Raw genomic sequence first — 15,330 nt, 5'->3', positions numbered from 1 at the left:
ATTATCGCCTCTCCCTTCGTTTTGAGCGATAATAAAAGTAGCGGTCAATGCTGAGCGCAAAGACGGTAGAGATCGCCGTTGCCAATAATGTTGTTCCTACAATATCTGTCGGTGTGGCTGATCCATAATTCATTCGAATGGCAATAATGGTCGTTGGAATTAACGTAATGCTTGACGTATTAATGGCAAGCAAGGTAATCATTGAGCGCGATGCCTCATTTTTACCACCATTTAATTGTTTTAATTGCTCCATCGCCTTAATGCCCATAGGTGTTGCTGCATTACCGAGACCAAATAAATTAGCGACCATATTTGATAAAATATAACCGAGCGCAGGGTGATTGTTTGGAACATCAGGAAACAGGCGCTTGACGAGCGGCCGAAATAACGCAGCAAGCTTTTCTAACAGTCCGCCCTTTTCGGCAATTTTCATTAATCCTAACCAAAATACAAGTACGCTCACGAGTCCAAGTGATAAAGTTACCGCTTCTTGTGTACTTTTAAAAAGCGATGCATTCACTTCATCCATTCGTCCATTGAGCATAGCAGTAATAAAACCGATGACGAGCATCCCCATCCAAATGTAATTAACCATGACGATCACCAGCGTCAAATGGACGTAATAAAAAGAAAGAAACGGCGGTATCTTTTACACTTTGCCAAAAGCTTGTTTCTTTTTTCAGCTTATGCGGCTTATTTTTTTCATAATAAAGCGGCAACGTACCTACGACCACATCCGCTACAAAAATCTTTAATGTGCCAATAGGCGTATGCGCATCGGCTTTGGAAATCGACTCTTTTGAAGCGTTCGGCACCACCACTTCTGTACGCACAGAACTTTCTTCCTCTTTTAAAAGCGGATAAGAAAACGTACGATTCGTTCTCAAATGATCGCGATACGCTTCCTCTGTGACGTTTGCAACGAATCCTTTTTCGGCAAGCGTCTTCACATGAAAGTTAGCAAATCCCCAGTTAAACATCGCCATATGATCGTCCCAATCATTTGGATCATTGATAGTAACAGCAATGAGCGACATTCCATCCTTGCGCGCAGTTGATACAAGTGTTCGCTTCGCCAGCTTCGTATACCCTGTTTTTCCACCTGTTGCGTACGGATACATTTTTAACATTTTATTTTTATTGTTCCAAACACGATCCCACTTTTCACTTTCTTGAGAAGAACGATACACTTTCGTACCCGAAATGGTCCGAAACTCCGAATTTTGCATGGCATAGCGCGTAAGCAGCGCCATATCATAGGCAGAAGAATAATGCCCGTCTGTATCATCTAAACCGTGCGGATTTTGGAATTGCGTATGCTTCATGCCAATTTCACGCGCTTTTTCATTCATCATGTGCGTAAAGCCTTCAAGACTTCCTCCTACATATTCAGCAATTGCCACTGCGGCATCATTGCCAGAACGCAACATTAAGCCATACACAAGATCTCGTAACGGCAAGCGCTCGTCAGCGCGTAAATATAGTGAGGAGCCTTCCACACCAGCGGCTTTAGAACTAATTTTCACACTCTTTCCTAACTTATTCGATTCAATTGCTAGGATGGCTGTCATAATTTTGGTGATGCTTGCAATTCTCATCGAAGCATGTTCGCTTCTTCCATATAACACACGGCCGCTCGCTTCTTCCATAACGATTGCGGCTCGTGCCGATCCAGCAGGCGCCCCCGCCCATACGGTTGCTGGTCCAACCGACCAATATAAAAAGACAAGAAGAAGTGGCACTATCCATTTCATACGCTTTTGCATATCGCATCCGTCCCTTACTCGTTTGTACAAGTCTATGCATGTTCGGAACGGTTATGATTAGTTATGTTTTCACTTTTGGAACAAATCGTTTCTTTTCCTGAAAGCACACGGTATAATCAGTTGCTTGCTGCAAAGCTTTCTCTTCCATTGGGATACGAATAAAAAGAATGATCATATTTAACACTGAAAAAACAAGGGCAGTAACATACGCCCCAAAAATGAGCGGAATACAGACAATTTCAAGAGAAACAATCACATAGTTCGGATGCCGCAACCAGCGATACGGCCCTTTTTCGATCACATGAGCACCTGGCAGAATCATAATTTTCGTATTCCAATAGACACCTAGGGAAGAAATGCACCAAATGCGACCTGCTTGCAATGTGAAAAAGAGTCCTAGCAACACCCATGTCCATTGAGGAGGTTTGGCACCATAGCCGACCACTTCAAGAATCAACGATCCTAAAAAACAACTATGAAGCAAGACCATATAGCGATAGTGACCCCTACCTACTTCATAGCCACCTGAACGCAGCATCTTTTTTTCATTGCGTTTGGCAACGAGAAGCTCAATCAGGCGCTCAGCCAGGATGATGCTAAAAATTAGAACAAACATCGTTTTCTCTCCTTTTCATGCCCATTCTACCAACACTAATTCAGCAGAAAAACCTGGACCTAATGCCATCATAATGCCCTTGTCACCTTGCTTTTGTGCTTGATTTACGACGCGCTGAAGGACATACAGAATCGTTGCCGATGACATATTACCGTTCGTTCGTAACACATCTTGGGCACTTTGCAACTGTGTGGAAGTAAGCCCGAGTGCCGCTTCATAAGCCGTAAGCACTTTTTGACCACCAGGATGGGCAATCCAATGGTCAATCTCCGAAAATCGTATGGTGCGCTTTTCTAAAAATTCCGCTACTGTCGGTTGGAGCCACTGACTTACAATGGTTGGAATGTCGCGTGAAAAAACAACATACAGTCCCTCATTTTTTACGTCCCAGCCCATGACATCCTCTGAGTGGGGCATGAGTGTTGTTTGAACGTCTTTAATGACTGGAACACTTTTGCTCGTCCGCTCTTTTAACAGCGCAGAAGCATCTCCACACAATAAGACACATGCTACGCCATCGCCAAATAACGAAGTACCGATAAAGTTACTTTTACTCCCATCCTCTTGTTGAAACGTTAGACTACAAAACTCAACCGCTACAACGAGCACATTTGCCCGAGGAAATGCTTTGCAATAATCGTATGCACGGCTGAGCCCAGACGCACCACCTGCACAGCCAAGCCCCCAAATGGGAATGCGTTTCGTATGAGGAGAAAAGGAACGTTCATTCATCCAGCGTGCTTCAATGCTTGGAGCTGATATACCCGTACTTGAAATAAAAAACAAGGCATCAATTTCATCATACGAAACAGCACGTTGCAAAAAAGGCGATGAAGCTAAACAGCGATCCATTGCTTCACAGCCAAATTTAACAGCATTTTGAATATAGCAATCATTCTTTTCTTGAAATGAACGCACTTCGGTAAACCATTCTAGTGGAGAAACTAAATAACGCGTTTGAATGCCCCCATTTTCAAAGACAGGAAGCAGGCGATCAATATCTTTAAAATGAGAGGAAAATTGGTGTTTGGCAAATGTCATAACTTCTTCTTGCGTTACTTTATACGGTAAATTTACACTTTGCACAGATACGATCGTAGCCACATTACGCACACTCCTTTTTTGTGGTGATAGTGTTCCCCGGAAAAGCAAAAATTACCCACGGAGGTTATAACGACTACCTTACGTTCATAGGTTGAGAACGAAAGGAGAGGATTGAGTGGACATTAAGCAAGAACCAACAGCTGGAATTAATGGGGCATACCGCGGCATGGCATACCCTATTCCTTTTTCTTGTTCAGAAAATGCCGCTTTTATTTTGCGTAATCCCAAAAATTCTAATACCCTCGTAACCCTTCGTCGCATTCGTGTGGCTAATCTATCAAGTACAGGCATCCAAATTATTATTACGTTACTCGGTACGCCTAGCGGTCGTCTATTTCGTAGTGATTATGTAATTGGACCATTGGAAACGCCAAACCGATTAACCAGTACAGGCATTTATTACGGAAACAACATTGAAATTAAAGAAGGTGTTCCCGTTATTACAATCGCCGTTCCGCCGTATTCAACATGGGACACCGTTCCCTTAGGAAAAGCAGTCTTCCCACCAGGTACAAATCATATTGCGACCATTACTCCGATTGAAACTAACGGAACAGGGTGTGTGAATGCCTCTTACGATTGGCAAGAAGAACCCGTCTTAACAACCGATGCCTTTCATACAAACAGAACATGAAGCCAACATGTTCTGTTTTTTCATATCAACAATCCATTTTTCTAGTAATCCTTCACCAAAGTACAACCGTATCATAGTGTAATAGGAGCCTGTTTTAACGATTACTACTTACAAAAGGAGCTCCCTATGCAAACTTTACGTGGGTATTTTGGTGGAAGAGGCGTTCCCATTCCTTTTTCTTGTGAGGAAAACGCTGTTTTTTCTTTCCAAAATCCAATCGACTCAAACGTGAACCTCGTCATCACGCGCACGCGCGTTGCCAATCTTTCGAATGCTGGAATCAACGTTTATTTTTATATCGACACACCGTTATATGGCAAACTATACAAAAGTCCCTATACGCGTAATTTAATTACAACCAATACACCTGATGCTCGTCTTCCTGTCATTGGCGATATTTATTATGGCACTAACATTAAAGCATCTGGATTGTCTCATTTAGAGCAGGCGATCCCACCTTATACGACATTAGAAGGAAACCCAAATTTCCCGTTAATTGTCGGTCCCGGAATGAATCAAGTTATTAGTGTAACGCCCATTTACAAAGGTGATACCGGTATGGTGAACTTTAGTTTAGACTGGCGCGAACAATCGATTAAATAAAGCGTAAAAAAAGAGCCACCCTTTTTTAAAAAAAGTTGGCTCTTTTTCGCTATTATTCATAGGTTTCTTGAAACTTGGCAAAAAACAAATCCGCTTCTTCTTCCATCGCTTGTTCTTCAATGCCTTCTGGAAGCGGGGGTAGCTCATCAATCGAGGTGAGTCCGAAATGCTCAAGAAATGATTTTGTCGTTCCATAAAGAATGGGACGCCCAGTACCTTCAGCTCGCCCTTTTTCTACAATCAATCCTTTTGATGCTAATGTTTGGAGGGGCTTTTCTGTTTTAACACCACGTACTTCTTCAATTTCACTGCGGGTGATCGGCTGTTTATAGGCAATAATCGCTAGCGTTTCAAGCGCTGCTTGGGACAAGCCCGTATGTGCTGGTGCTGAAACGAGCCGTTCATAATACAGCGCATGCTCTGCCTTTGTAACAAACTGATACGTACCTGCGATTTCAATAATCTCCATCCCTCGGGAGCTCTTGCTATAATCAGCGCGCAGTTCCTTCATAACCTGGCGCACCGTTTCTTTGTCGATTTGCAATACGTCGGCTAATTGTTTTTCATCAATACCTTCTTCTCCTGTTACAAACAATAAACCTTCCATAATCGCTTTTTGTTCCGCTTGCTCTTTCACTGTTAAGTCCCCTTTGACGCCGAGATAAAAATTTCACTAAAATTACTCGTTTGCTCACATAGAATATCTTGTGTTTTCATGAGCTCTAAGACAGCTAAAAATGTAACAACTAGTTGTTCGCGCTCTTCACTACGGAAAAAATCCGAAAAGCGCTTGACCGTTCCAAAAGCAAGCTCCTTCATGATTTCTTTCATGCGATCTTCAATCGGGATACTCTGCCGCTTCACGGTAGCTTGTTGAGGTTGGCGAATTTTTTTCTGCGCAAAAATCTTTTGCATTGCCGCTAGCATATCATAAATGGTAACATCGGCTACGGGATTTGTTTCTTCCGCTTCCCGTTCAAATGCCGTTAAATCAGCAGGCTCTCTGGTAAATACTTGACTGCGCTCACGTTCTTTTTCTTTTAAATCAAGCGCCGCCTGCTTAAATTTACGATATTCAATTAAACGGCGAACAAGTTCTTCACGCGGATCGCCCTCATCTTCTAGATTCTCTAACTCATCCATCATCTCTAACTCTTGTTTTGGTAAAAGCATTTTGCTTTTAATGGCCAAAAGCGTAGCAGCCATTACTAAATACTCACTTGCCACATCAAGCTCTAACTCTTGCATTGTATGTATATAATTCATATACTGCTCAGTAATTGGTGCGACCGGAATGTCATAAATATCAATTTCATAGGAAGTGATTAAGTGAAGCAATAAATCGAGCGGTCCTTCAAAAGCATCCACTTTCACATTATATTTCATCATCGATTGTGTCCTTTATTTTTTAAATTCTACTGTCCTAAAAATTATATCATAAATTTCCGGATTGCTTTACAATTAACGAGAAGGAGGCGCATGATGTATCCGCAAGCTTATCTTGATTATTTAACCCATTTTGCTAGTCGTGATTATTTTGAATGTCATGAAGTATTAGAAGAACATTGGAAAAGCGAGGGCATGGAGAACGACCTTTGGGTTGGACTCATTCAGCTTGCTGTCGGACTATACCATGAACGACGCGGCAACCATAAAGGAGCACGACGCATGTTAACTAGCGCCCTAAAAAAGCTAGAACAGCATCAATCATCCTTACAATCACTCGGCATTGATCGCCCTCGTCTTCTTTCACTACTTAAAAAAAGAGTGTCCACGTACAACGAAGATCAACTCTTTATTGACTTTGACTTACCATTAGAAGATCAAATTTTACGCACGCATTATGAAAGCAGCCTACAACCTAGCAATCTAAACGATGACAGCCTCATTCATAAGCATTCACTTCGCGATCGTAGTGACGTCATTCAAGAACGTCTGTTACAACAAAAGATTCGCCAACAAGCACGCACGCTTGACTAAAAAAAAAGCGGTCCGGACGATGCTCGTCCGAACCGCTTTTCCTTTAACCTTCTACGCGAATTTTTTCCATGCCTTGACCTTGACGCATGTTAAGCGCGTGCTCAAGACCGCTTGTTACTTTACCAAATACTGTATGAACACCATTTAAATGTGGTTGTGGCTCATGCACGATGAAAAATTGGCTTGACCCTGTATCTTTTCCTGCATGTGCCATTGATAATGAACCTGCAACATGCGTATGTGGATTACCAGCTGTTTCACATTTAATCGTCGTGCCGCTTCCGCCTGTACCGTTCCCGATTGGGCAACCGCCTTGAGAAACGAAGCCAGGAATAACGCGGTGGAACGTTAAACCATCATAAAAACCTTCGTTCGCCAATTTTTCGAAGTTTGCTACTGTTCCCGGTGCTTCTGCTGGATACAATTCAAACTCCATTTTTTCGCCATTTGTTAAATGTATGTAACCTTTTTTTGTTGTCATTTGAGTAATCTCTCCTTTATTAACGTTTCCCTCTTATAGTACCACATTTCTTTCAAAAGAAAAAATACAAACGCACGCGCATTGCTTACGTGCGTTTTAGAATGATGGTTAACAGGTTCACACGGGCGCTCCTTGTTGCAATGGCACATCAAGCGCCATGACATCTTCATAGCGCTCTCGACGAATGACAAGTTGTTCGTGTCCATTCTCTACAAAAACAACGGCCGGTCTTGGCAAACGATTGTAATTATTAGCCATTGCATAGCCATACGCTCCGGTACAAAAGACGGCTAAAAAGTCTTCATCTGTTACGGCTGGTAACGGCAAATCCCAAATAAGCATGTCACCAGACTCACAACACTTCCCTGCAATCGCAACCTTTTCTGTTCCTTGTTCGGTAGCTCGGTTAGCAATCATCGCTTCATACTGTGCCGAATAAAGAGCTGGCCGAATGTTATCGCTCATTCCTCCATCTACTGCTACATAATGACGCACGCCAGGAATGGCTTTTTGAGAACCGATCGCATAAATGGTCGTGCCTGCATCACCAACAATGGCACGTCCTGGCTCGATCCACACTTCAGGAAGGGGCAGCTCATAGTGCGCACAGCAGCGCTTTACTTCGTCCATCATAGCGGAAATATACACTTCAGGCTCAAGAGGCTCATCTTCCTCCGTATAGCGAATCCCAAATCCTCCACCTAAATTTAAAACGGTTGGTATAAATTCATACCGTTGCTGCCAGGTCGCCATTGCCTCGTATAGCTTTTGAATGGTGACAACAAAGCCATCACATTCGAAAATTTGTGAACCGATATGAACGTGAATGCCTAATACGGTTAGGTGCTGCATCGTAAGCGCAGTTACGAGCGCGGTTTCAGCTTGCCCATTTTGTAAATCAAAACCGAACTTAGAATCTTCTTGCCCCGTTAAAATGTAATCGTGCGTGTGCGCTTCCACACCTGGCGTCATGCGCAATAATATGTTCGGCTTTTTTTGTTGTTGGGCGGCCATCACATTAAGAAGTTGCAGTTCATAATCATTATCAACGACAAAGCAGCCCACATTTTCTCGGAGCGCATACGCTATTTCTTCTTTGCTTTTATTATTGCCATGGAAGTGAATGCGTTCAGGTGGAAACCCTGCCGCCAGAGCCGTATAAAGCTCGCCACCTGATACAACATCTAAGCTCATCTCTTCTTCTTTCATCACTTGCACTTGTGCCAAACAGGAAAAAGCTTTGCTCGCATAGGCTACTTGAGCGGTCACGCCATGTTGACGAAATGCCTCTTTAAATGCGCGTGCGCGTTTGCGAATTAGAGCCACATCATAAATATAAAGCGGGGTGCCATATGTTCGGGCTAATGAGATCGTATCCACACCCCCAATTGTTAAATGATTTTGTTCATTAATGTTACTCGTACCGTGTAAAAACATGATACCCTCTCCTTTTTCTGTGTACTCTTAGAGGTTCTCTTTTTACTTCCGGTGGAAAAACAAAAGACAGCTATGTATAGGTACATAGCTGTCTTAGCTTACATCCGTACCCCCATTTGCCGGAATAGTGCTCCACTGCTTAAAGCAGTGACAGTCCGTTATTTATTCAACAACGACCCAGCATGAGCAAATAATAGGTATTTGTTCACACTTCGGCAAATCGGCCTTTCCGTTTCTATCATCGTGCCTACTCACTCCATGAAACGTACTTTTCCTTTTTGCGCCTCTACCCCATCGTTAAATGAGGCATATAAAATTGTTATGTTTGACTCTATCATAAGTGCTGACCGTGTGCAAGGTTTTTATTTACTTTGTTTATTGGCATCTTGCGGATGCACAATGCTTGGTCGTGCGCTTGATAAAGGAACAGCAAGCCGTACCATGATTTGCATAAAAGCTTTCCCGTTAAATGGCATAAACGGCCATAAGTAAGGTGTATTAAGGTTTTGCATAAAACATAAATATAATAAAATCGCCGTTGCACCAAATACAAAGCCCGGCACATGAAAAATGGCGGTAAGGACGAGCACGAGTAGCCGCAATAATTTATTGGCGACGCTTAATTCATAACTTGGGGTAGAAAAACCACCAATCGCTGCCACCGATACGTATAGGATTACTTCTGGCACAAATAGGCCAACATCAATCGCAATTTGCCCAATTAATACAGCAGCGATTAAGCCCATCGCGGTCGACAGCGGACTGGGGGTATGAATAGCGGCAACCCGCAAAATTTCAATTCCAATTTCGGCAAAGATAATTTGAAGAAACAGCGGAATATGCGTTGTTTTATGAGGACCGATAAACTGAATATCATGCGGCAATAGTCCTTTTTGTGTCGCATATAAATACCAAAGTGGCACGAGTAGTAAGGATGCGATAATCCCCGCAAATCGGACCCAGCGAATAAACGCACCGACAACCGGCGTTTGCCGATATTCTTCGGCATGCTGCACGTGGTGAAAATACGTTGTTGGCGTAATGATTACGGACGGACTCGTATCCGTAATAATTAATACATGCCCTTCCATAATGTGTTGTGCCGCTACATCAGGTCTTTCTGTATACCGAACGAGCGGAAAGGGATTCCAGCCTTGCTTAACGATAAATTCCTCAATCGTTTTATCTGCCATTGGAATACCGTCAATATCAATGGCTTGTAACTCTTTTTTAATTAATTCAACAAGCCCTGGATCGGCAATGTCTTTAATGTACGTAATACACACATCGGTTTTTGATCGTTTTCCGACTTGCATGATTTCATGACGCAGGCGCTCATCACGAATTCGGCGGCGTGTTAGAGCCGTATTCATAATGATGTTTTCGGTATAACCATCACGAGAGCCTCGAACAACTTTTTCAATATCAGGCTCTTCTGGATTGCGTCCTGGGTAGCTCCGCACGTCAACGATAAAGGCTTCTGCTTCTCCTTCGACAAAGACGGCAATTAAACCAGATAACATCCGATCAATCGCAATTTCTAAATTATCTGTCACATCTACTTGCTGATGAGATAAATGATTATGCACAATTTCTTTCACATTAGAAGGCGCGCGATGACCGTGATCCATGTCCATTAATTCGCGCATAATTTCAATAATGAATAGCGTATCACATAACCCAGAGCAATAATAAATTTGGATTTCTTTCTTGAGCACACTCAATTTGCGCACGCCCACATCAAAGCTTTCGCCAATGCCAATGCGATGCTTTAATTGTTCTTCTACTTCTTTTATGTTTGTGCTAATACTCGTTTTTTGTCGTTCCTTCGAGTTTTGCATGATACCCACTCCTTTCTAAAATAAGCTGCACAGCGCGTGTCGTTATAGGCGCTCCTTTTTCAATCGCATCAAATCCTGACATCTTCCCGATATCCCCAATACCAATAACAACTGGTACATTCAGCTCATCTAGGACATACACCGTATCACCATTGATGCGGCCCACTTCTAAGTCAGGCAGGCCGCTTTTATCAATTCCGACTTCTGTTAATACGCCATAACGATCAATACTAAAGTGTACTTTTGTCCATTCACAACATTTTGTTTTAGAGGCGACCGCAATCGCTCCAATGACATCTATGTTAGGATGGCTACACACGTCGCGCATCGCCTTTTCTCCAGGGCCTTCGCCGCGAAAGCCACAATCATCGAACATAACGAGCACAGGATCATGCGGTGTTTGCATGATTAAGGACGCTAACGCCTTGCCACTAATGGCGGTTGGATTACCCCATGATTGCGAAATACAGCGTCCACCAATTTTTCGAGCAACATGTTCAACGGCTTTCTTTGCATATAAATCACCATCCGTTACTAGAATGACACGCTTTTTCATCGTAGGTCACCCCTTTGGTTTAAATACAAGCGCAATAATAAAGCCGAATAAGATTGCCGATGAAATGCCGGATGATGTAAGTTCAAAAATACCCATTGCAATACCGATAAACCCATGGTCTTCGGCGGAAGCCATGGCTCCGTGCAACAAGCTATGCCCAAAGCTCGTAATGGGAACTGTCGCCCCCGCCCCAGCAAATTCAATGAGTTGATCGTACAAACCAAACGCATCAAATAAAGCACCAAGAACGACAAAGCTCGTAGTAACGTGGGCAGGCGTTCGTTTGAATACATCCATTAAGAGTTGCCCAATGACGCAGATGCCACCACCAACGACAAATGCCCATACATAATCCATTAAGTACTCACTCCTTTTACGCGTTCTAACGTAACCGCATGAGCAATCGTTGGAATCGATTCTTTTTGCTGCATCATCGTTGGGTTGAGTAAAGCACCTGTGGCTGCAACAAGAATGCGTGACAATCGTCCTTCTATGAGTTCCTTTAACAGATGACCGTACGTAACAACGGCCGAACAACCACACCCACTTCCACCGGCAAACACTTCTTGATCGGGACGATAGATCATAAGACCACAATCTCGATGATTTTTTGAAATATCAATGCCTTGTTCGTGCAACAACATTTTAACAATCGGTGAACCAACACCTGATAAGTCACCGGTTACGATTAAATCATAATCAGCGGGTGTTGTTTGCGTCGCTTGTAAATGCGTAGCAATCGTATCAGCGGCAGCCGGAGCCATTGCTGAACCCATATCAAATGGATTTTTAATGCCAAGATCAATTACTTTGCCAATTGTAGCCGCCCCCACTCGAACGCTAGAAGGTTGATGACTGACTAAAGCAGCTCCCGCACCTGTTACAGTAAACGTCGCACTATCCGGCTTTTGACCTCCATATTCCGTCGGGTAGCGAAATTGACGCTCCGCTGTCGCATTGTGACTGCTACAGGCTGCAATCACACGATGTGCGTACCCACCATCCACAAGGGCAGCGCCGATTGCTAGCGATTCCATTGATGTGGAACAGGCTCCAAATACGCCTAGAAAAGGAATTTGATTTTGTCGAGCCACATAATTAGCGGTAACCACTTGATTTAATAAGTCGCCAGCCAGAAAAAAGTTAATATCTTCATTTTTTAGCTTTGCTTTCATTAAGCAACTACCAATTGCATCTTCCATTAAGCGACGCTCAGCAAGCTCCCAATTTTTTTCATTGCAATGTAGCTCACTATAGCGCTTATCAAATAATGCGCCTAACGGTCCTTCACTTTCCATCGGACCAACGGCTGTGCCCGCAGCATTCACAAACACATCTTGTGCAAATTGCCACGTTTGTCTGCCTAGTAACTTCATATCCATCGATCCTTTTACAATAAGATTTTAAATGCATAACGAATCATTCCAAATACATAGGCAGCTACGGCTCCAAACACAATGACCGCACCAGCAATTTTAAATAAGTTGGTTGCCACCCCAAGCACAATGCCCTCACTTCGATGTTCAAGCGCAGCACTCGTTACGGCATTTGCAAACCCTGTCACCGGAACAGCAGAACCTGCACCAGCAAACTGGCCAATTTTATCATAAACACCGATTCCCGTTAATAACGCGGCAATTAAAATTAACGTCGCCGAAGTTGGATTTCCTACGTTTTCGGTCGTAAAGTTGAAATAGGTCATATAAAACTTTTGCAGCGCTTCTCCAATGACACATATAAAGCCACCTACCACAAAAGCTTTTAAACAATTAATAAAATAAGGTGGCTTCGGCTGCAGTGGTTTTATTTTCTCTGCATACGCCTGTTGCTGTTCTTTCGTTGCCACAATTCATCTCATCCTTTCTTTTATAGCTTGACGTAAATGATCCAATGAAATAAGGAACCTGCCACTTTACCAAGGACAATGGCCATCAAAATAACAAGTAGCTTATCTCGGAACCCAATTCGTTTTGCTAAAATCGGCAAAACGTTCAGTACTTCAGTCAATGCTGCTGCTAACATGCCAATAAAAACACCCGAGAATAGTCCAATGACGATCGTTAAATAAGGAGACAACTGAAAAGTCGTGCTGCGTAAATTCACCCATCCGCCAAGCACCGCTCCTAAAATGACACTCCACTCATAAGAGCGAATAAAGCGATACGTTTTTGAAAGCTGCATGACGCGCGGTACAATGCCAAGAACGGTTAGAAAAGCGACAAAGCCAGAGCCGACTGCTATTCCTCCCGCAAAGCCTACAAAAATGAGCAGCAGTACATTAATCATCGCTCACCTTTTGCTTTTGCTTTTGCTCACTTTCTTTATTTTCATGAATGATGACATACTGATCGAGATCTTGCTGATACTTAAACATCTCAACCTCTAGTGGGCTTGGCTCTTCATTTAACCGCTTTTTAAACACGTGGTTAAAAAACAAAACCATGCCAAGACCAAGTCCAATGGAATATGGAATTTGCAGCATCAGCGGTTGTTGCCGAAATTCTCCTGTAATGAGCTGATAAATTTTTTGATGAACGACTTGCATGCTCACGTCTTCATGAAAATTCATAATGGCTACAGCAGCACCTATAAATAACAGCAGCCATACGAGAATAAAAAATAGTGTGTTTAACTTTTTGGGCTCATACATAATTTCTAAAATGGATTGTGCCGGCCCAATTGTTTGTACCTCACAACCGGGCAGTATATCTTGAATCCGTTTTACGACCGTCATAATATCAATGACGATCAGATGCTTATCTTCAGGTTTTACGACATGAATGACCGCCTTTTGTAGTGCTTTTACTGTTTTAGCGGGTCCTGCTAGTTGTGCAATTTCTTCTAAACGTACCCCTTGGTGAAGAACGACCCGAACTTTTTGCCTCATCCTTATGTAAACAGACGATCGTTCCATACGCTCACCTCCAACAGTCATTTACACTTAGTATGCATTTGGTAAAGTTGTCTCATTCTTTCACTTTTAACAAACCAACAATTCCCAGTTAATAAAATCGAGTAGGAGGGGGTAATTAACCCCCGACCTCTCACACCACCGTACGTACCGTTCGGTATACGGCGGTTTCAATCAAGTCAAACGTACCGTTCGATATCTTGCAAGCAAACTTTTAAGACCTTGATTACCCCAATAGTGGTTATCAAGCGTTCTACCCAGAATGGGGCTGTTAGCTATACGCCAGTAGCCCAATCTTGAGTTTGCCCACTCCCATGCTTGGTTAGATTTAATCCCTAACTTCGTTAGGTTTCTATGTTTGGTTTTAATTTTCTTCCACTCTTTCCATCGAATCATCCGTAATCTTCTTCGAATCCACCCATCTAGTTTGTCTAGAACAGAGGGCGTATCGGCTAGTTGATAGTACCCTAGCCAACCCACCAGGAAACGATTTAGCTTCGCTAACCGGTCCGTCATACTGATTGACCATTTCCTCGACGTTATTTCTCGTATTCTCTGCTTGAAGCGCTGAATACTTGATGTAGCGATTCGGATTTTTGGTTTCCCTTGATGGTTCGTGAATGAAAAACCTAGAAACTTACGTTTCCATGGGCGGTCTACTGCACTTTTCTCTTGATTCACTTTTAGTTTGAGTTTGTTTTCAATAAACGTTGTCATGCTTTTCATGATTCGTTCCCCGGCTCTCTTGGAGCGCACATAAATGTTACAATCATCCGCGTAACGGACAAACCGTAAACCTCTTTTCTCCAGTTCTTTGTCCAGTTCATCGAGGACGATGTTGGATAACAGAGGGCTGAGAGGACCTCCTTGTGGAGTACCTTCTGTGTTTGGGCTGACAAGCCCTTCCTCCATGACACCTGCTTGTAAGTACCTTCGTATTAATTGAAGGACTCTCGCGTCTTTTACTCGTTTGCTTAGCGTTCTCATGAGTCGGTCGTGGTTCACTTTGTCGAAGAATTTCTCCAAATCAATGTCCACGACCCATCTGTATCCTTCTTGGACATAGTGTTGGGCTTGTCGAACGGCATCATGACCCCGTTTATTCGGTCTAAATCCATAACTTTGTGAAGAAAACGAGGCATCGAATTCCTCGTTAAGTACGTGTGCAATAGCCTGTTGAATGAAACGGTCTTTCGCTGTTGGGATCCCTAACTTCCTGATCCCGCCGTTCGGTTTCGGGATTTCGACTCGACGCACAGGTTGGGGAAAATAGGCACCCTTCATCAATTCCGTTTGTAAAGTAGGCCAGTGTTCCATGAGATGATGTCGTAGGTTTTGTACGTTCATTCCATCTACACCATGGCTCCCTTTATTTCTTTCCACTCTACGGAGTGCATTCGT

At 43.1% G+C, this 15,330-nt stretch carries 19 protein-coding genes and 1 riboswitch; of the genes, 3 read left to right on the top strand and 16 right to left on the bottom strand.

What is annotated here, in order from left to right:
- Window position 1: 1 nt before the first annotated feature.
- From A374_RS03055 to A374_RS03040, 4 genes are all read right to left on the bottom strand, one after another.
- Window positions 2–595, bottom strand: coding sequence for a nucleoside recognition domain-containing protein (locus tag A374_RS03055; RefSeq protein ID WP_007200712.1), 594 nt, complete (start codon window positions 593–595; stop codon window positions 2–4).
- Window positions 588–1,766, bottom strand: a complete 1,179-nt coding sequence (locus A374_RS21250; RefSeq protein WP_007200711.1) for a D-alanyl-D-alanine carboxypeptidase family protein — start codon at window positions 1,764–1,766, stop codon at window positions 588–590. The genes A374_RS03055 and A374_RS21250 overlap by 8 nt, the downstream gene beginning before the upstream one ends.
- Window positions 1,767–1,827: 61 nt before the next feature.
- Entirely contained in the window at window positions 1,828–2,382 is a 555-nt protein-coding gene (locus A374_RS03045; RefSeq protein WP_007200710.1) for an isoprenylcysteine carboxyl methyltransferase family protein, read from the bottom strand.
- A gap of 15 nt (window positions 2,383–2,397) precedes the next feature.
- On the bottom strand, window positions 2,398–3,486 hold the full coding sequence (locus tag A374_RS03040) for a type III polyketide synthase (RefSeq protein WP_007200709.1): 1,089 nt from the start codon (window positions 3,484–3,486) through the stop codon (window positions 2,398–2,400).
- A gap of 115 nt (window positions 3,487–3,601) precedes the next feature.
- Here A374_RS03040 and A374_RS03035 point away from each other — a divergent pair, with 115 nt between their 5' ends.
- Entirely contained in the window at window positions 3,602–4,120 is a 519-nt protein-coding gene (locus A374_RS03035) for a hypothetical protein (RefSeq protein WP_007200708.1), read from the top strand.
- Between the two features lie 126 nt (window positions 4,121–4,246).
- Window positions 4,247–4,723, top strand: a complete 477-nt coding sequence (locus A374_RS03030) for a DUF6143 family protein (protein ID WP_007200707.1) — start codon at window positions 4,247–4,249, stop codon at window positions 4,721–4,723.
- Between the two features lie 52 nt (window positions 4,724–4,775).
- Here A374_RS03030 and scpB read toward each other — a convergent pair whose 3' ends face one another.
- Window positions 4,776–5,360, bottom strand: coding sequence for an SMC-Scp complex subunit ScpB (scpB, locus tag A374_RS03025; RefSeq protein ID WP_007200706.1), 585 nt, complete (start codon window positions 5,358–5,360; stop codon window positions 4,776–4,778).
- Between the two features lie 2 nt (window positions 5,361–5,362).
- Window positions 5,363–6,109, bottom strand: coding sequence for a segregation/condensation protein A (locus A374_RS03020; RefSeq protein WP_007200705.1), 747 nt, complete (start codon window positions 6,107–6,109; stop codon window positions 5,363–5,365).
- Between the two features lie 93 nt (window positions 6,110–6,202).
- Between A374_RS03020 and A374_RS03015 the strand changes: the two genes are divergently transcribed.
- Window positions 6,203–6,703, top strand: coding sequence for a DUF309 domain-containing protein (locus tag A374_RS03015; protein ID WP_338009610.1), 501 nt, complete (start codon window positions 6,203–6,205; stop codon window positions 6,701–6,703).
- A gap of 43 nt (window positions 6,704–6,746) precedes the next feature.
- Here the strand turns inward: A374_RS03015 and A374_RS03010 are convergent, their stop codons facing one another.
- From A374_RS03010 to ltrA, 10 genes are all read right to left on the bottom strand, one after another.
- Window positions 6,747–7,184 carry a peptidylprolyl isomerase gene (locus A374_RS03010; RefSeq protein WP_007200703.1) on the bottom strand — a complete coding sequence of 146 codons (438 nt, stop codon included), beginning with the start codon at window positions 7,182–7,184 and terminating at the stop codon, window positions 6,747–6,749.
- Between the two features lie 117 nt (window positions 7,185–7,301).
- On the bottom strand, window positions 7,302–8,621 hold the full coding sequence (gene lysA / locus A374_RS03005) for a diaminopimelate decarboxylase (protein ID WP_007200702.1): 1,320 nt from the start codon (window positions 8,619–8,621) through the stop codon (window positions 7,302–7,304).
- Between the two features lie 117 nt (window positions 8,622–8,738).
- Window positions 8,739–8,918: riboswitch (Lysine riboswitch) on the bottom strand.
- A 65-nt stretch (window positions 8,919–8,983) separates the two neighbouring features.
- On the bottom strand, window positions 8,984–10,462 hold the full coding sequence (locus A374_RS03000; protein ID WP_007200701.1) for a spore germination protein: 1,479 nt from the start codon (window positions 10,460–10,462) through the stop codon (window positions 8,984–8,986).
- Window positions 10,425–11,018 (bottom strand): stage V sporulation protein SpoVABEA, encoded by a 594-nt coding sequence (spoVAEA, locus tag A374_RS02995; RefSeq protein WP_007200700.1) that lies wholly within the window; start codon window positions 11,016–11,018, stop codon window positions 10,425–10,427. Before spoVAEA ends, A374_RS03000 begins: the two co-directional genes overlap by 38 nt.
- A gap of 6 nt (window positions 11,019–11,024) precedes the next feature.
- Window positions 11,025–11,375 (bottom strand): stage V sporulation protein AE, encoded by a 351-nt coding sequence (gene spoVAE, locus A374_RS02990; RefSeq protein WP_007200699.1) that lies wholly within the window; start codon window positions 11,373–11,375, stop codon window positions 11,025–11,027.
- Window positions 11,375–12,394: a stage V sporulation protein AD gene (gene spoVAD, locus A374_RS02985; protein ID WP_007200698.1), complete on the bottom strand. Its 1,020-nt coding sequence runs from the start codon at window positions 12,392–12,394 to the stop codon at window positions 11,375–11,377. Before spoVAD ends, spoVAE begins: the two co-directional genes overlap by 1 nt.
- A 14-nt stretch (window positions 12,395–12,408) precedes the next feature.
- Window positions 12,409–12,864: a stage V sporulation protein AC gene (gene spoVAC / locus A374_RS02980; RefSeq protein WP_007200697.1), complete on the bottom strand. Its 456-nt coding sequence runs from the start codon at window positions 12,862–12,864 to the stop codon at window positions 12,409–12,411.
- 20 nt (window positions 12,865–12,884) lie between these two features.
- Window positions 12,885–13,304 carry a stage V sporulation protein AB gene (locus A374_RS02975; protein WP_007200696.1) on the bottom strand — a complete coding sequence of 140 codons (420 nt, stop codon included), beginning with the start codon at window positions 13,302–13,304 and terminating at the stop codon, window positions 12,885–12,887.
- Window positions 13,297–13,932, bottom strand: a complete 636-nt coding sequence (locus tag A374_RS02970) for a stage V sporulation protein AA (RefSeq protein ID WP_007200695.1) — start codon at window positions 13,930–13,932, stop codon at window positions 13,297–13,299. Before A374_RS02970 ends, A374_RS02975 begins: the two co-directional genes overlap by 8 nt.
- Window positions 13,933–14,103: 171 nt before the next feature.
- Window positions 14,104–15,330 (bottom strand): group II intron reverse transcriptase/maturase (ltrA, locus tag A374_RS02965; RefSeq protein ID WP_007200694.1); only part of this gene is annotated, 1,227 nt, incomplete at its 5' end.

This window comes from Fictibacillus macauensis ZFHKF-1 (assembly GCF_000269865.1).
In the GTDB taxonomy this organism is placed as follows: domain Bacteria; phylum Bacillota; class Bacilli; order Bacillales; family Fictibacillaceae; genus Fictibacillus_C; species Fictibacillus_C macauensis.
This window is presented reverse-complemented; position numbering and strand designations above follow the sequence as displayed.